The sequence below is a fragment of the Sulfurovum sp. MH2-6 genome (assembly GCF_058374785.1).
Genome location: NZ_CM178170.1, coordinates 1,118,477 through 1,135,559, shown reverse-complemented (window position 1 = coordinate 1,135,559; position 17,083 = coordinate 1,118,477). Strand labels below are relative to the sequence as shown.

The following is a 17,083-nucleotide window of genomic DNA, read 5'->3' as shown; positions in this document are numbered from 1 at the left end:
GTATTAAAACCTTTATAATAAAATTAGTGTTGCAAGTCCTAAAAAACTGAAGAAACCTACAACATCCGTGACAGTTGTCAAAACGACAGTACTTCCGATAGCAGGATCAACATCCATGCGTTTCAGCAGCAGCGGCACAACAGAACCGAAAAAACCTGCGCTCAGCAGATTGATCACCATAGAAAGTCCTATAACAACCCCTAACATGCCTATATCGAACCATACCGCTGCTATGACACCCATAATCAGTGCAAATAATAATCCATTACCCAGTGAGAGTAATACCTCTTTTTTAATCGTACGGAATGCATCGTGTTTTGCGATATCCCCCAATGCAAGCTGACGGACAACAACCGTCAGAGATTGTGTACCTGCATTACCACCCATCGAAGCAACGATAGGCATCAGTATCGCCAGTGCAACAACACTCTGCAACGTAGACTCGAACATACCTATCACGATAGAAGCTACAATAGCCGTGATCAGATTTACACTCAACCATATTGCCCGTAGTTTACCTGCTCTAAAGATATTTTCATCTTCCTCGGCATCGTCATTCACCCCCGCCAGGTGGTACATCTGGTCTGTTGCCTGTTCATTGATAATATCATAAATATCATCAGAGGTGATACGTCCGAGCAATCTCCCCTTTTCATTGACGATAGGCATGGACGCAAGATCATACTTTTGAAACTTCTGTACGACATCATCTATCTCTTCATGATCCGTAGCAAAAATAGGTCTGTAGTGTTCAGGGTTAACATTGATATTTTCAGCCAAAGATTTCTTGAAATCAAAAATAAGAAGATGGTCCAACCCTACCCCATAGTGTAACTTCTCATGTTCGTCAGTCACAAAAAGATAGGTAACGTTTTCAAGTTCATCCTCTCTGCGCAACCTCGCAAAATCACGGATCACATCATGCACATTCTGCTCAAGCTTTGCCGTATAGACCTCTGTCTGCATATAGGCACCGGCTTCATCATCATGATAGCCTTTCAGCTGAAGAATATCATCCTGTTCCTCTTTGTCCAGTGCAGCAAAGACCTCTTTGGCCTTCTCTTCATCGATCTCTTCAAGCTCCTGAATAAAGTCGGTCTGATCATCCGACTCAAGATCATTCACAGACTCTGCAATCTCTTCGATCGTAAAAGAGTCTATGATATCGCCGAAATAACGGTCAGGCAATTCGAGTGCAACATCCGCAATCAACTCTTTGGGAATAGAATTTACAGCATCATCGAAGCTCTTTTCATCAAGGTCTTTGAGTAAATTAGCGATCTCAGAGGGATGCAGTTCATCTTCACGATGGGCATTAAGATACATTGTCAATTTATCCATAAGATCACCTTTTACCTTTGTATTGTGAAATTATACTCAGTTTTAAAATAGATATGTTTAATCATCTTAGTGAATAAGAGGGATAAGTGTAGAAATTGCAGGTTGACACCGGGACGGTGTCGAGATTATTTTTTATCTTCAGGAAGATCACATTTTTTTGTGATCATACAGAGCGGACAAAAGTTTGTCAAGCCTGCGATCAACGGGATTACTCCAAGGTAGAACCACGCAATACCTGTATAGAGACCTGCTCCGATCAGTACAAGCCCAAGACCAATTCTGAATTTACCACAGAAACTTCTGATTTTATTATAATTCATATAAAATATCCTTATATAACTATTTTTGTAACTATACTAAAGTATTCTTAGAATAAATTGAGAGAAACAGACTCCCGGAAGGAATCTGTATGGAAGAGATTAAAGCTGTGGGCCTGCAGAAGCAAAATCAAATTCACCACCGTTACCATCATAACGGTGGAAGTTTTCCTGGAACATACCTGCAAGCTTGTTAAGCATTGCATCATACTCCTCTTTGTTTGCCCATGTCTCTCTTGGGTTCAAGACTTTATTGTCTTTCACCCCTTCAAGTGTTTTTGGAATGCTTAGGTTAAAGATAGGCAGTGTATCAAACTCGGCATTATTGATAGAACCGTTAAGGATACCGTCGATACATGCTCTGGTATCTTTGATGCTCATACGTTTACCTACACCATACGGACCACCTGTCCATCCTGTATTTACAAGGTATACATTTACTTGATGCTCATCGATCTTTTCACCGAGAAGCTTCGCATAAACAGTCGGGTGCAATGGCAAGAATGCTTCACCGAAACATGCACTGAATGTTGCCTGCGGTTCAGTGATCCCTCTTTCCGTACCGGCAACTTTCGCTGTATATCCGCTAAGGAAATAATACATCGCCTGCTCTTTGTTCAGCTTGGACACAGGAGGAAGTACACCGAATGCGTCAGCAGTAAGGAAGATAATATTGTTTGGATGACCTGCCTGTAGATCCTCTTTATGGTTCTCGATATGCTCGATAGGATAAGATACACGTGTATTCTCTGTCTTGGAACCATCTTCATAGTCAACGTTACCGCTCTCATCAGCAACAACATTCTCAAGCAATGCATCTTTTACGATCGCACCAAAGATCTCAGGTTCACTTTTTTCATCAAGGTTGATCACTTTGGCATAACAACCGCCCTCGAAGTTAAATACACCATTATCATCCCAACCATGCTCGTCATCACCGATCAATGCTCTGTTCGGATCAGTAGAAAGCGTCGTTTTCCCTGTACCAGAAAGACCGAAGAAGAGACATACATCGTTCTCTTTACCGACATTCGCTGAACAGTGCATAGAGAGTTTACCCTCAAGCGGCAGCCAATAGTTCATCATAGAGAAGATACCCTTCTTCATCTCACCACCATACCAGGTACCTCCGATGATCGATGTATTCTCTTCAACATTAAATACAACAAACACATCAGAGTTGAGTCCATGCTCTTTATACTTCTCATTTACAGTTTTACATGCATTGTAGACTGTAAAGTCCGGTTCAAAGTCTTCAAGCTCCTCTTCGGTAGGTCTGATAAACATATTTTTTACAAAGTGCGCCTGCCATGCTACTTCAGAGATAAATCTTACCTTTCTTCTACTCGCTTTACTCGCACCCGCATAAACATCCATCACGTAGATGTTTTTACCGGAAAGCTGAGAAAGCGTAACATCTAAAAGCTCGTCATAAATCTCTTTATCGATCTTCTTATTTACATCACCCCAAGCGATATGCTCATTAGAAGGTGCCTGATCTACAAAATACTTATCTTTAGGACTTCGACCAGTAAAAATACCTGTGTCACACATCGCAGTACCTGTACTGGAGATCTTACACTCTCCATGGTTCACTTCATGTGCCTGGAGTTCATCATAACTTAAATTGTAATAGATTTCCCCAATATTTTTTAGTCCTAGCTTATCTAGTCCATTTGGTATCTTGTTAGCCATAATTCTTTCTTTTGCCTCTTTTTTTTATTTAAATATTGACAGCAATACACCTGCTGCAACCGCTGAACCAATAACGCCGGCCACATTTGGACCCATCGCATGCATGAGAAGAATATTACCAGGTTTTTCCTCCATACCTACTTTATTGACAACCCTTGCCGCCATTGGTACTGCAGATACACCTGCTGCACCGATAAGAGGATTGATCGGCTCTTTACTGAATTTGTTCATGATCTTCGCCATAATCACACCCGCTGCCGTCCCTGCAGAGAATGCAAGAAGACCGATGATCATAATACCGAGTGTCTCCAGTACAAGGAACTTGTCTGCTGCAAGTTTTGATCCTACACCAAGCCCGAGGAAGATCGTAACGATATTGATCAAAGAGTTCTGCATCGTATCACTCAGTCTATCTACCACACCTGACTCTTTCGCAAAGTTACCGAATGCAAATGCACCGATAAGCGGCGCTGATTCAGGAAGGATCAACATGGTTAGCATGATCACAACGATAGGGAAGATAAGCTTCTCTCTTCTGTGTACTTTTCTCTGCACCGTCATTTTGATCACACGCTCTTCTTTTGTCGTGAGTGCTCTCATTATCGGTGGTTGGATAACCGGTACAAGTGCCATATAGGAATATGCTGCAACGGCAATTGCCCCAACATCTCAGGCGCAAGTCTGTTTGCGATGAAGATCGAAGTCGGGCCATCCGCCCCACCGATGATCGAGATCGCTGATGCATCTTTCAAAGAGAATCCGATCGCCACTGCACCGATAAGTGATCCGAAGATACCAAACTGTGCTGCACCACCGAGGATCGCTGTTTTAGGGTTTGCCAGAAGCGGTCCGAAGTCTGTCATCGCACCGACCCCCATAAAGATCAATAGAGGGAAGAATTCATTGGCAATACCCATATTGTAGATAATACCTAGCATTCCGTGTTCCCCAGCCATATTCGCAAGCGGGATATTGGCCAGAAGACCACCGAATGCGATAGGGATCAAAAGCAGCGGTTCAAAGTTTTTAGCAATTGCCAGATAAAAAAGGATAAAGACGATCGTAAGCATGATCAGACGGCCAAGTGATGATTCAAAGGCACTCATCAATCTTCCGTTTCCATCCGGTTCAGCTGTCATCTCTTCATCAGCAGTATCAACGATCGCATTGATACCTGTAGTCTGCCAGAAGCTTTCAACAAGCTCCGTGACACTTTTAGGCTTATACTGCTCTTCCTGTTTCTCTTCTGCAGCAGCCGGTGCTTCATGTGCAGAACTTGCCTGCGTAAATGAAGTAAGAGCTACTACACTGAAAAGCAGTGAAAGTAGGATCTGTTTGACTCTCATAATTACTCCATTGTAGCTAGAAGTTGTTGGTCAGCAACCGCATCATTGACATTTACATTGATCGTCGCAATTTTACCGTCTTTAGGCGCAACGATATCGATCTCCATTTTCATCGCTTCAAGGATCATGATCTTATCACCCTCTTTTACACTGTCGCCCGGGCTTGCAAGAATTTTCCAAACATTACCCGGAGTTTCAGAGTTAATATGAAGTGATCCTTCTCCTGCTTCTACTGCAGACGGTGTTGCCGCTTCTGCCACTGCTGTTGCCGGTGCTGCTGCTGCCGGTGCAACTTGAATATCTGCATTCCCTTCTGCTACCTGTACACTGTATTGTTTACCGTCTACTACTACTGTATAATTTCCTGCCATTTCTTTATCTCCACTACAATTATTTTCACCTTTTCTTACCATGAGAGGCCCCTCGCCTTTCAGGAACGCAATACCCTTTTGATCACATGACGCTGCGATGAAGATGTTCTCTTCAGTCGTCGGAAGTTCTTCCTCTTCAAGTACTTTCGTCCAGTGTGCGATAGACTTGTTCTCATCACGATCTGCGATATCAAGAGGATTCTCTGTGGTAGGCTCCAACTTGAGTTTCTCACCAGCCATTTTGATGATCTCAGGATCCGCTTCAACCGGAGTTTTACCGAAGTATCCCAATACCATACGTCCGTACCCAGGAGCGATCTGCTTCCATGGTCCGAACATCACGTTTGCGTATGCCTGCTGCCAGTAGAACTGACTTACAGGAGTGACAGAGGTACCGTAACCACCACGCTCAACCACCTCTTTCATCGCAAGGATCACTTCATCAAACTTCTCAAGGTCACCCGCATCTCTCATCATCTGTGTATTTGCAGTCAATGCACCACCCGGCATCGGTGAGAAAGGAATAAGCGGTGATACCTGAGTCGCTTCAGGCGGAACCATATATTCTGCCAGACACTCTTTGAGTCTCTCTTCATACTTAAGCACTTTATTAAGTTCAAGGTCACCAAGGTTAAAGTTTGTTCCCTTCGTTGCATGTAGCATCGTAAGGATATCAGGCTGAGAAGTACCACCGCTTACAGGTGATGCGGCAAGGTCGATACCGTTAGCCCCTGCTTCGAGTGCCGCAAGGTATGCAGCTACAGATACACCGGCAGTTTCATGTGTGTGGAGTCTAAGGTGTACTTCATCACCAAGAAGTTTTCTCGCCATTGAGATCGTCTCATAGACCTTGTGAGGATTTGCTGTCCCTGAAGCATCTTTGAAACATACAGAGTCAAATGCAATACCGCTGTCAAGAATATTTCTAAGCGTCTTTTCATAGAATGCTACATCGTGTGCACCTTTACACCCCGGAGGAAGGTCCATCATCGTTACAACCGCTTCATGATTCATTCCGTGTTTTTTGATACATTCAGATGAGTACATAAGATTGTTGACATCATTGAGCGCATCAAAGTTTCTTACGGTAGAAGTTCCATGCTTTGCAAACATTTTTGCAAAAAGATCGATCATCTCACGACTACCCGTATCAAGCATCACAGTGTTGATACCGCGTGAAAGGATCTGTAGATTTGCATCTTTTCCGACGATCTCTCTAAATCCATCCATCATATCAAATGCATTCTCTTGAAGATAGAAGAAGAGTGACTGGAATCTTGCCCCGCCACCAAACTCAAAGTGTGTGATCCCTGCTTGTTTTGCAGCTTCTACCGCCGGGAAGAAGTCATCCATAAGTACACGACCGCCGAAGACAGATTGAAATCCGTCTCTGAAGGTTGTATCCATAATATCAATATATTTTTTTGCCATTTACGATACCTTGCTTTGATTTGTTATTTATTTTTTCGAAATTCTGTAACAGCAGCGATAATCGCAGCGACACGTGCCGACTCATCACTGTCAGAGGAAGAAGGAGCTGCAGGAGCTGCAGAAGGCTCTTCATCAGGGAAGTATTTTGAGATGATCTTCGCCTGAAGGTTAACTACTTGAACAAGTATGATCAGAAAGAGGAACACAACCCCCATTCCCAAGACCATAAACTTGACACTTTCGACCAATAAATTTACTTCGGTTTCCATATTGTCTCACTTTATAAGTAATATCAGATTTTAAAATAAATTAGCTTTTTAAAAGGTAAAAATGCTTAATTTATCGACGTTTTCGGCCACGATTCTTTTTACGTGTTTCTTTTTGTTCATTTTCATACGCTTGCATCATATGATCCACACTCTTTTGATCAAATCCTATCTGGCTTCCGATCTTTGAGTCTTCTTTTTCTATCAGCTGGGAGAGAAGTTTTTCAAGCAATACCTCTTGATCCATATCATGAAGATAATCCAACAGCTCTGATGCACCTGAATGTACAGGAAGATCACGTATCTGTTCTGAGAGAGACTCCATTCTCGATTGATCGATCCCGTTCTCACCTGTGATCGTAGCAAGCTGCATCTCTGCACCTACCTCTTTCTGGATACGCTGGAGCTCTCTGAACTCCTCCGTCGTGACAAGTGTAATGGCCTGCCCTTTTTTACCCGCACGACCGGTACGTCCGATACGGTGCACATAGCTCTGCGGATCAAACGGGATATGATAGTTAAAGACATGGGTAACACCCTTGACATCCAAACCTCTGGCAGCGACATCGGTTGCCACCATGATCTTGGTCTCACCTCTTCTATACCCTTTGATGATCAACTCGCGCTCTTCCTGCTCAAGGTCACCATGCAGTCCGCCTGCATTAAAGCCGAGTGCCTGCAGATGCTCTGCGAGTCTGTCTACTTCACGCTTCATACGACAGAAGATGATACACTTGTTTGTCTTTTCTGTTTCAAGCAGTTTGACGATCGCTTCGTCTCTTTGATTCTCTTCTATCACATAGTAACGCTGTTCGATCACGTTATTGGTCGTCTCTTCTTCATTGACTACCGAGATGAACTCAGGCTTATAGAGGATCTCTTCTGCCAGATCTTTGATAGGTTCCGGCATCGTAGCAGAGAAAAGCAATGTTTGTCTGTTTTGAGGTATATACTCGAAGATCTCTTTGATATCATCCAAAAAGCCCATATCAAGCATCTCATCCGCTTCGTCAAGTACAACGATCTCCGGATTGAAGGTATCGATCTTCCCTTTACGGTAAAGATCTTTGAGTCTACCCGGTGTTGCTACTACGATCTGTACACCCTTATGGATCAATGCGATCTGTCTGCCGTACCCTACACCACCGTATACGGTGAGTGTACGGATACCTGCAAAACGTCCGAGATGATAGAGCTCATCACTTACCTGAGTTGCCAGTTCACGGGTCGGAGTGATGACCAATGCACGTTCACACTCTCCCTTTGCGATCTTATCCAACATAGGCAATCCGAAAGCAGCTGTTTTCCCTGTTCCGGTATGTGCCTGTCCTACCAGATCAGAACCCCCTTCAATGATCGGTATTGCAGATTGTTGAATCGGACTCGGTTCTCTGAAACCTGCAATCTTCACACCCTTAAAAAGGTCCTTATGAAAATTAAATTCTTTAAATGTCATTTTTTTGCCTTATAGTCTGTCCAAAAAATGTTTTGAACTTATCAAAGTCTCCCGCAAGAGACTCTATAAATTCAAACTAGATCATTGTAAGTAAAAGGATGCCCAGTATGATCCTGTACCAGCCAAATGCCACAAAGGTAAAGCGCTGCAGAAATACCAAAAAAAGCTTGATCGTCAGATATGCCACGACAAATGCCGTGACAAACCCTATGATAAACGCACCCCAATTCGCATCGGTAAATTCACTATAGTGCTTGAGCAGATCATATCCGCTTACCGCAGCCATCACCGGTATCGCCAGCAAAAAAGAGAACTCTGCAGAGGCTTTTCTGTCCATACCTACCAAAAGGCCGCCGATAATGGTCGCACCGGCCCTGCTTGTCCCCGGAATCAAAGAGAAGATCTGTGCGATACCGATCCAGAGTGCCTGCTTGTAGGTTACCTGTTCAACATCAGCGGTATGCGAGTTCTCCTCTTTATAAAACCGTTCTACGATCAGGAAGATGATACCTCCGAGTATGAACATCCATGCCACGGTCTCAACGGTAAACAGTGTTTTGATCATATCTTTGAAGATAAAGCCGACGATAGCTAAAGGAAGAAAAGCGATGAAAAGTTTTTGCCAAAGGGAAATTTTTTTGAAAGAGATTTTTTCTCTGTAGAGAAGTAAAACAGCCATGATCGCTGCAAATTGGATGATCACCTCATACGCTTTGGTCAAGTGATCCTGTGATACCCCCAGAAACTGACTGGCCACGATCATATGCCCCGTTGAAGAGATAGGTAGAAATTCCGTAAAGCCCTCGATAATCCCTATGATTATCGCCTGAATAACATCCAAACTGTTTCCTTATATCATCGAGCTGAAGTAGCTCTCATCTTTGGCTAACAGCGCTTTAGGCGTACCGCTGTCAACTACGCTGCCGTCTTCAAGTACATAGATATACTCTGCACTCTTGATCGTACTGAGCCTGTGTGCGATCGTAATCACTGTCTTCTCTTTCAAGAACGCCTGCAATGCGGCAAAAAGCTTCTCTTCCGTGTGCACATCCAGTGCGGAAGTAGACTCATCAAAGATCACGACTCGAGGATCACTCAGTATCATCCGCGCGATAGCCACTCTCTGCCTTTGACCGCCGGACAGTTTGATACCGTCTTTTCCTACCAGTGTATCCAGTCCATTCTCAAGACCGGCCAACACTTCATCAAGTTGTGCAATATGCAGTGCTTTCTTGATCGCCTTGTCACTATAGCGCTTGCCAAGTGTCAAGTTAAAGCGCATTGTATCATTAAAGAGTTTAGGATGTTGCAATATCAGATGGATATTTTCACGGATTGTTGAAAGTTGCAGCCTTGTGTGTGAAATATCCCCATAGAGGATTTCACCCTCTTCAAAGGGGTAGAAACCGACAAGGATATTTGCCAGTGTGGTTTTGCCCGAACCGCTGGCTCCGACCAACGCTACTTTTGAACCGGAGGGTATATGCATACTGATATCTTTCAATATCTTTTTCTCTTTATGGTAACTGAAAGAGAGACCTTTAACCTCTATACCAAGTGTCTTGCACCCTTCAAAAGGATTATCTTTTTGCACGACTCTTCTCTCCTGTTCCAGGTCAAAGACAGTGTTGATACGTTCACAGGCTGCATTCGCCGTAGAAAGGACATACTGGAAGTTGATGATATCCTGCGTCGGTGTGACCATCACCCAGAGATAGGAGAAGATCGCAAGCATCAGACCTACGGAGAGATCAGAGTATGCCACGGCCAGGATACTCACCGCACGGAATATCTCATACCCTCCCAGAAATACAAGGTAAGAGAACTTGATCGCTGCATCACTCTTATAACCGTAAGCGGTTGCATGTGCTTTAAGCTCTTCTGCTTTCGTTTCCGCTTTCTTAAAAAAGTAGCTCTCTTTATTGGCTGCACGGATCTGATGAAACAGCTCCAGTGTCTCGGTCAGTGCATCCTGAAAGACCGCTACTGCCCTGTTCTCTTCTTTTTTTAGTTTACCGATATTTCGTGAGAGTTTGGCAGTGAAGAAAACCACCATCGGGTTGGTGATCAGGATAAAGAGTGCCAGCTGCCAGTGTATCCAGAGCAGGACAACGGCGGAAAAGGTCAACGTCAGTGAAGCGATGATAAGCTTGGAGATCGTCGTACTGACAAAACTGTCTATCGTCTCCACATCGGTCACCAGCTTGGAGGTCACTGCCCCTACTCTCATCATCTCATACTCTTTGAGTGAAACACGTTGGAGATGTTTGAGCAGTGCCTGTCTCATCTTAAAGGTGATATCTTTCGAGATCGTCACAAAAATCTTGGACTGCCATACGCCCAGAAGCACACTCGTCAGACGAAGTACCAGGATCAGGACCAAGGTCGCAAAGACATACCCTTTGATATCACTCTGCCACAGGTTCACCTCTATCCAGGCGATATATCCATGGGATTTTCCAAGTAGAAGTTCATCAACAAGTATCGGGATAAAAAGTGGGATTGCAACGATAAGAAGCGTGGCTGAGAGGGCAACAGTATTGCCCAGAATCAGCGTCTGTTTATGCTGTAGTAACTGCCTGATAATGCCTTTGATACTACAGCGGTTTTTTTGCATTAGATCGCGTCTACGACTTTCAGGATCTCTCTAAGATCTTTGGTATCCACACAGTGTGTCGCAGCCTCTTTCAGTACAGGCTTTCCGCAAAAGGCGATACGTGTATCGGCATGGGCGAACATACTCAGGTCATTGGCACCGTCACCCACAACCAGCGTATCTTCACGTCCTGCACCAAGCAGTCCCTGCATACGTACGATCATATCGCCTTTGGCCTCAGAGTACATCATCTCTCCCCCGACTTCACCGGTCAGAATACCGTTCTCGGCATGCAGGAAATTAGAGAAATCCGCATTGATCCCCAGTCTTTCGCAGGCAGGTTTTGTCGCATTTCTGAAACCACCCGAGAAACAGACTACGGTATACCCACGCTCTTTCAATCCTGCTACCACTTCCTGGGCACCGGGCATCATAGGAAGGTCGCTGCAGATCGCGTTGACCTTCTCCTCTTCCAAACCTTCCAGCAATGCTACCCTTGCCCGAAGTGATTTATAAAAATCCAACTCTCCCGCCATGGCACGCTCAGTGATCGAAGCTACCTGTTCTTCCAGTCCCAGCGGTGCTGCCAAAAAGTCGATGGTCTCGCCATCCATCAATGTTGAATCAAAATCAAAAACTGCCAGTTTGGACATAATTACCCTCTATGTATATTTTGGATAGAATTATAGCCAATTAACCCAAAATCCCTAGTAAAAGGCCCATTTTAGATGTTTGAAGCTTTCTGTAACAATTTATGTCATGAAAAACCGTTTATCACTGTAGAGGTCAACCCGCCGCACGGTGCATCACTCGATCCTGTCATCGATGCGATCAAAAAAAGCAACCTTGTCGAAAAGGTATCGGGTTTTTCATGTACGGATAACCCGCTTGCCAAACTCAAGATGTCAGGCGTGCTCTCCGCGATCAAACTGCAACAGACCTTCGGTAAACCGGTGATCGCTACGATGAGTATGAGGGATAAAAACAAGCTCTCACTTCAATCCTCTCTCCTTGGTGCCAATGACTTCGATCTCCGTTGTATCCTTGCTCTCACCGGCGATCCTGCTAAACTTTCAGACCAGCCTGAGGTGAAAGGGGTTGTAGAGCGTGACTCTACCCTGCTTCTAAGTATCATCTACCACCTGAACAATGGAGTGGACTACTCAAACAAACCACTCAACCCGGCACCAAAACCGATCTATCCGTTTGCCGTGAGCAACTCCTATGCCAAGGATATGAAGAGACTCCAAAAGAAGATCGTAAAAAAACTCGACTATGGGGCAAGAGCGATCATCACACAGCCGGTCTATGACCTGGAAAATGCCAAAGAGCTTCTGGAGATCTTTGAAGAGGCAAAAGAGATGAGTATCCGTGACACGGCCAAAGAGGCACAACTGGTACTTGGACAGTTCCCGCTTGTCGCGGCACGTACAGCCAACTTTATCGATGACAAAGTACCCGGAATCAGCGTACCAAAAGCGATCATTGACGAGATGAACCTCGCAGCGATGGATGGAGTTGAGAGAGAAAAAGAGGTAGGATTCGCCCTCTCCAAACGTATCTTTGACGAGATGATGGAGCTGCACGGAAAAGTGCATCTGATGACGCACAATAGATTTGATCTTTGTAGTGAGTTAATAGGATAACTGACGTTACCCATCTCCAAATCCCTTTGTGCTCTTGATAAACAACATCTGGATTCCCGATCGGGTCGGGAATGACGGATGCCGATCATCTTTTTGAACCAGTTATTCCACACTTTTAGATTATAATAACCTGCCGTCATCCTCGGGCTAGACCCGGGGATCTAGAGGTTAAGCAGCCGTGTACATTCAAAGTTCTCTGTAGCAATCACTCTGGATTCCCGATCGGGATCGGGAATGACGAATGCCGATCGTTTGATTTAATATCAGTTATTTCATACCTCTACATCATTATTGTCATCCTCGGGCTGGACCCGGGGATCTAGAGGTTAGGTAGCCGTGTAGATTGAAAGTTCTCAGCAGCAATAACTCTGGATTCCCGATCGGAGTCGGGAATGACGAATATCAACCATTAGTGAATAATATTTCTATACAAATCATTCCACTCAGGATTCTCTTTTTCTATCAAATCAACCTTCCATTGCCTATTCCATTTTTTGAGCTGTTTTTCGCGTTTGATAGCCTCTTCTATACCGTCATACACTTCATAATAGACCAGTTTATAAATATGATACCGTTTAGAGAAACCTTCAGCAAGGCTGTTTTTATGTTCATAAATGCGTTTTGCTATATCAGATGTTACACCAATATACAATGAGCCATTTTTCTTACTAGCCAAAATGTAGACAACTGGTTGCATTTGTGACTCCTAAGTTTTTATTACTTTAGCAAAGCCACTTTTTATTCATATAATATCTTTCAAATTGTCATATTATTCTTACTGTGTAACGCGTAAATCCCCTGTATCTAAGGCTCTGGATTCCCGATCGGGGTCGGGAATGACGAATGCCGATCGTTTGATTTAATATCAGTTATTTCATACCTCTACATCATTATTGTCATCCTCGGGCTGGACCCGGGGATCTAGAGGTTAGGTAGCCGTGTAGATTGAAAGTTCTCAGCAGCAATAACTCTGGATTCCCGATCGGGGTCGGGAACGACGGATGGAATCACAGCTGATCACCTTTCCTCTATCCGTAGGTCGGGATACCCTTATCCCGACACCCATGCTTTATGGAGAGGCCATCTATGGTGTCGGGGTGAGGCACCCCGACCTACGATAGTATGACGCCTCGGGCGAGACATAACGAGCGTCAGGTAAACTTACTGAGCACCCTCACCGGACTGCTGCTTTTCAATCTCTTTACGGACCATATCCATATCAAGTTCCTGTACCTGTCTGATCACATCTTTCAGTCCCTCTTCAGGCAAGAGTCCCGGCTGCTGGAAGATAGCGATATTGTCTCTCAGGATGATCGTTGTCGGGATCGACTGGATCTGGAAGTGGCTTGCTATTGCCTGCTCCTCTTCAGTGTTAACTTTTCCAAAAAGAATATCCGGATACTCCCCTGATACTTTTTCAAAGATCGGACCATACTGTTTACAAGGACCACACCATGGTGCCCAAAAATCTATGATAACAATATCGTTGGATGTAACCTTTTTATTGAAGTTCTCTGCAGTCAAATTTTCTAATGCCATTTATTATCCTAATAATTTTAATAGGGTGTCATTATGACATATCGGACTGAAATTAACTCTATTCTCTTTATAAAACGTTAAACTTCTCCTGCTATACTGTCTCAAAATATTTTAGGAGTATTAATGTCTGAATTAATGAAGTTTAAATTCGTCAACAAGATCGAGGGACTCTCTTTCATCATCCTTATCTTTATCGCTATGCCGCTGAAGTACAGTTTTGGATACCCGATCGCTACGAAAATCGCAGGAATGGCACACGGTCTGCTTGTATTTGTCTTTATCTATCAGATCATTCAGGCAAAGAAAGAGGCCGGATTTACTATGAAAGAGACTGCGCTCTACTCTATCCTCTCACTTATCCCGTTCGGTTCTTTCTATACAGACAAACTGCTTGTTAAGAAGATAGAAGACTCCAAGGTCAAAGCGTAACCATCAACGCTATCACAGCGTAACGTGTAGCTTTGGCTACCGCTACGATCACTACAAACCGCTTAAACTCATATCTCAATACACCTGCAATGAATGTCAATGGATCCCCGATGATAGGCATCCAGGAGAGCAGCAGTGACCATCCGCCGTATTTCCCAAATGAGCTGCTGGCCTGTTGCATCTTCTCTCTGCTCAGATAACCCCTCTTCTCAAGATAGGCTTCACCCTTGAGCCCCAGCCAGTAGTTGACCATAGACCCCAATGTATTTCCCACCGAAGCGACCAGCCAAAGCAACCAGACGATATGACCTTCAGAGATATCATAAAGCAGTAGTGCTTCGCTTCCCATTGGCAAAAGCGTAGCGGAAACAAAAGCGATAAAAAAAAGTGTGAGGTAAGCCATCAGAGTCTTTTAAAGTGTAACTCCCCATTCTCTACAACACCGACTTTCCCTTGACATGCCAATGAAGGAAGAGAGATGTACTTGCCGATCGTTTTCGCCTGATGAAAGTGCCCTTCTATCACGAGATCTACCTCTTGGTAGTGTTCTAGTATCTGCCCGACACGCGCTTCAAAATCTACAAACGGATGGCATATTTTCTTATGAGCGAGTTTACTCATACGGTCATTGATAATGCGTTTTTGAAAAGGTTTAAGTAGTGTAAGCGTTGTCTTGTTACGTAGAAGCTTGCAGTAGAGATCATATCCAAACCCCGTCACATATTTGTCCCCATGCGAAAGTGCAACCTTTTGGCCGTTTAGCGTATAGTATACCGGCTGCTCCTCTCTGCTATAGACCCGGATATCAGGGAAAAGTGCTTTGAGACAGAAGTCATGGTTCCCCTCAAGGTAGATGAACTCTATTTCTTTGGAGAGACTTTGCAGTAGTTCTATCGCTTCAGCAGAGAATGTCTGGATATAGTCGTTATAGCCAAAAAGAAGATCGAAGTTGTCCCCCATCAAAAAGATTTGAGGGGTTTGGATCTCTTTGGCTGCGATCTTTTGAAGTAGTGTAAGAAAGGCATCCCCGTGATGGGGGTAGTGGGAATCGGCGATAAAGATAGCATTTTCTTTAATCTCTCTATTTCCCACACTTAAACCTTTTATACGTTTCTCTCTACTTTCATTACCTGCTACCTGATTAAGGCATATAGGCGATGGTAGGGAGTCCCGTCCCTTCAGGGAGTCCGCACATCAGGTTTGCTGCTGCCAGCGCTTGTGAGCTTGCTCCACGCAGGAGATTGTCTATCGCAGAGTTGACGAAGAGTGCATTGCCGTTTTTCTGTGCATAGATATCACAGAAGTGCGTACCTGCCGTACTCTTGATATCTACAGGTTTCTCTCTGATACGGATGAACGGATCGTTCTTGTAATGTTCTCTCAACACTTCAAGCGGATCGATATCCTCTTTAAGCACAGCATAACATGATACCAGTTCTCCACGTGTTGCAGGGATAAGATGCGGTACGAAGTTGACCTGCATCTTCGCACCATGTACCTTCTCTATCTTCTCAGCGATCTCCGGAGCATGACGATGCTTCAGTGGATTGTATGCGAAGATATTGTCATTGACCGTGACGAAGTGTGTTGTCTCACTAAGCTTCTTACCTGCCCCGCTTACACCTGACTTCGCATCAACAAAAAGCGGTGCATTCGTATCCAGGTACGGAATAAACGGCAAGATACCAAGCAGTGTCGCTGTAGGGTAACACCCCGGTCCTGCTGCAAGATCGGTCTTTTTGAGCGCTTCACGGTAGTACTCGATCAATGCATAGACCGAGCTGTCCAGATGCTCCTTGTCTTCATGTTCGCAGTAGTTTGCTTCATAGGTATCCAGTTCCAGACGGTAGTCTGCTGAAAGGTCTACCACTTTTACACCTTTAGCCAACAGCTCTTTAGCAAATCCCATGGATGCTTTATGAGGCAGTGCAAGAAATACCAGGTCACACTTCTCAGCTACATCTTCTGCTGAGGCCTTATCGACCTTCAGTGAGATCACATCTTCAAGTGACGGGTGAAGTGCCTCGATCATCGTATCACCCGTTGTAGTTGCTAGATAGCATAGTTGGAATCGGGGATGAGTCACTAGCATCTTCACTAGTTCCAGCCCTGTATATCCACTTGCGCCTACTACACCTACTTTTATCATCTATTGTCCTTTAGTCCAGTTTAATCTCTTCGTAGCATATCTCTTCGATATCGTACGTCTTATCTCCGCTTGGAAGACTTACTTCGATCTCTTCACCCTCTTCTTTTCCTATCAATGCACGTGCCATAGGTGACTGGATAGAGATGAGTCTCTTGGAAGGGTCAGATTCGTATGCACCTACGATCGTGTATTTTACCTCTTCATCTGTATCATGATCAGTCATTACCACGGTTGATCCGAAACTCACTCTTGCGTGAGGAAGTTTTGACGGGTCCACTACCTGTGCACGCCCTACCACATCTTGTAGTTCAGTGATACGTGCTTCCATCAAGCCCTGCTTCTCTTTTGCTGCATGGTATTCAGCATTCTCTTTGAGGTCACCTAGTTCTCTCGCCTCATCGATCACCTTCGCGATCACGCCTCTTTCGACATTTTTAAGATGCTCAAGTTCTTGTGATAGTTTTTTAAATGTTGCTTCCAGCATCGGCTCTTTTTGCACGA

General features: G+C 44.3%; 17 protein-coding genes and 1 pseudogene. 2 read left to right on the top strand and 16 right to left on the bottom strand.

Translation table 11 applies throughout. From position 1 onward, the window contains the following. Positions 1-12: 12 nt before the first annotated feature. The 10 genes and pseudogenes from mgtE to serB form a co-directional block, all read right to left on the bottom strand. Positions 13-1,341 carry a magnesium transporter gene (gene mgtE, locus AC4JOV_RS05760; protein WP_229936095.1) on the bottom strand — a complete coding sequence of 443 codons (1,329 nt, stop codon included), beginning with the start codon at positions 1,339-1,341 and terminating at the stop codon, positions 13-15. 125 nt (positions 1,342-1,466) lie between these two features. Next, positions 1,467-1,661, bottom strand: a complete 195-nt coding sequence (locus AC4JOV_RS05755) for a YgaP family membrane protein (RefSeq protein WP_229936096.1) — start codon at positions 1,659-1,661, stop codon at positions 1,467-1,469. Positions 1,662-1,760: 99 nt separating this feature from the next. Continuing rightward, positions 1,761-3,353 (bottom strand): phosphoenolpyruvate carboxykinase (ATP), encoded by a 1,593-nt coding sequence (gene pckA / locus AC4JOV_RS05750; RefSeq protein ID WP_229936097.1) that lies wholly within the window; start codon positions 3,351-3,353, stop codon positions 1,761-1,763. A 24-nt stretch (positions 3,354-3,377) separates the two neighbouring features. Continuing rightward, positions 3,378-4,699, bottom strand: a pseudogene (locus AC4JOV_RS05745) (sodium ion-translocating decarboxylase subunit beta). A 2-nt stretch (positions 4,700-4,701) separates the two neighbouring features. Continuing rightward, positions 4,702-6,501 (bottom strand): biotin/lipoyl-containing protein, encoded by a 1,800-nt coding sequence (locus AC4JOV_RS05740; RefSeq protein WP_229936099.1) that lies wholly within the window; start codon positions 6,499-6,501, stop codon positions 4,702-4,704. Positions 6,502-6,524: 23 nt separating this feature from the next. After that, positions 6,525-6,770, bottom strand: a complete 246-nt coding sequence (locus AC4JOV_RS05735; RefSeq protein WP_229936100.1) for an OadG family protein — start codon at positions 6,768-6,770, stop codon at positions 6,525-6,527. A gap of 70 nt (positions 6,771-6,840) precedes the next feature. Beyond that, on the bottom strand, positions 6,841-8,223 hold the full coding sequence (locus AC4JOV_RS05730; RefSeq protein ID WP_229936101.1) for a DEAD/DEAH box helicase: 1,383 nt from the start codon (positions 8,221-8,223) through the stop codon (positions 6,841-6,843). Positions 8,224-8,299: 76 nt separating this feature from the next. Continuing rightward, positions 8,300-9,064 carry an undecaprenyl-diphosphate phosphatase gene (locus AC4JOV_RS05725; protein WP_229936102.1) on the bottom strand — a complete coding sequence of 255 codons (765 nt, stop codon included), beginning with the start codon at positions 9,062-9,064 and terminating at the stop codon, positions 8,300-8,302. Positions 9,065-9,073: 9 nt separating this feature from the next. Further along, on the bottom strand, positions 9,074-10,840 hold the full coding sequence (locus tag AC4JOV_RS05720) for an ABC transporter ATP-binding protein (RefSeq protein WP_229936103.1): 1,767 nt from the start codon (positions 10,838-10,840) through the stop codon (positions 9,074-9,076). Then, positions 10,840-11,472: a phosphoserine phosphatase SerB gene (gene serB / locus AC4JOV_RS05715; RefSeq protein ID WP_229936104.1), complete on the bottom strand. Its 633-nt coding sequence runs from the start codon at positions 11,470-11,472 to the stop codon at positions 10,840-10,842. The genes AC4JOV_RS05720 and serB overlap by 1 nt, the downstream gene beginning before the upstream one ends. A 75-nt stretch (positions 11,473-11,547) precedes the next feature. Here serB and AC4JOV_RS05710 point away from each other — a divergent pair, with 75 nt between their 5' ends. Next, the gene (locus AC4JOV_RS05710; RefSeq protein WP_229936105.1) at positions 11,548-12,465 is read left to right on the top strand and encodes a methylenetetrahydrofolate reductase; all 918 of its coding nucleotides are present in this window, start codon (positions 11,548-11,550) and stop codon (positions 12,463-12,465) included. 409 nt (positions 12,466-12,874) lie between these two features. Here the strand turns inward: AC4JOV_RS05710 and AC4JOV_RS05705 are convergent, their stop codons facing one another. Further along, on the bottom strand, positions 12,875-13,162 hold the full coding sequence (locus tag AC4JOV_RS05705; protein WP_229936106.1) for a GIY-YIG nuclease family protein: 288 nt from the start codon (positions 13,160-13,162) through the stop codon (positions 12,875-12,877). 464 nt (positions 13,163-13,626) lie between these two features. Then, a complete protein-coding gene (gene trxA, locus AC4JOV_RS05700; RefSeq protein ID WP_229936107.1) occupies positions 13,627-14,004 on the bottom strand; it encodes a thioredoxin in 378 nt (125 codons plus the stop codon). Between the two features lie 123 nt (positions 14,005-14,127). Here trxA and AC4JOV_RS05695 point away from each other — a divergent pair, with 123 nt between their 5' ends. Continuing rightward, positions 14,128-14,433 carry a DUF3817 domain-containing protein gene (locus AC4JOV_RS05695; protein ID WP_229936108.1) on the top strand — a complete coding sequence of 102 codons (306 nt, stop codon included), beginning with the start codon at positions 14,128-14,130 and terminating at the stop codon, positions 14,431-14,433. On the opposite strand, the gene AC4JOV_RS05690 is transcribed toward AC4JOV_RS05695, so the two are convergent. Genes AC4JOV_RS05690 through greA form a run of 4 tightly spaced genes read right to left on the bottom strand, consistent with a single transcriptional unit; the run spans position 14,423 to position 17,081 of the window. Then, the gene (locus tag AC4JOV_RS05690; protein ID WP_229936109.1) at positions 14,423-14,836 is read right to left on the bottom strand and encodes a YqaA family protein; all 414 of its coding nucleotides are present in this window, start codon (positions 14,834-14,836) and stop codon (positions 14,423-14,425) included. The genes AC4JOV_RS05695 and AC4JOV_RS05690 overlap by 11 nt on opposite strands. Continuing rightward, complete coding sequence (locus tag AC4JOV_RS05685) at positions 14,836-15,525, bottom strand: UDP-2,3-diacylglucosamine diphosphatase (RefSeq protein WP_229936110.1); 690 nt, start codon at positions 15,523-15,525, stop codon at positions 14,836-14,838. Before AC4JOV_RS05685 ends, AC4JOV_RS05690 begins: the two co-directional genes overlap by 1 nt. Before the next feature lie 49 nt (positions 15,526-15,574). Next, on the bottom strand, positions 15,575-16,582 hold the full coding sequence (gene argC / locus AC4JOV_RS05680; RefSeq protein WP_229936111.1) for an N-acetyl-gamma-glutamyl-phosphate reductase: 1,008 nt from the start codon (positions 16,580-16,582) through the stop codon (positions 15,575-15,577). A 10-nt stretch (positions 16,583-16,592) separates the two neighbouring features. Beyond that, on the bottom strand, positions 16,593-17,081 hold the full coding sequence (gene greA / locus AC4JOV_RS05675; RefSeq protein ID WP_229936112.1) for a transcription elongation factor GreA: 489 nt from the start codon (positions 17,079-17,081) through the stop codon (positions 16,593-16,595). Positions 17,082-17,083: the final 2 nt, after the last annotated feature.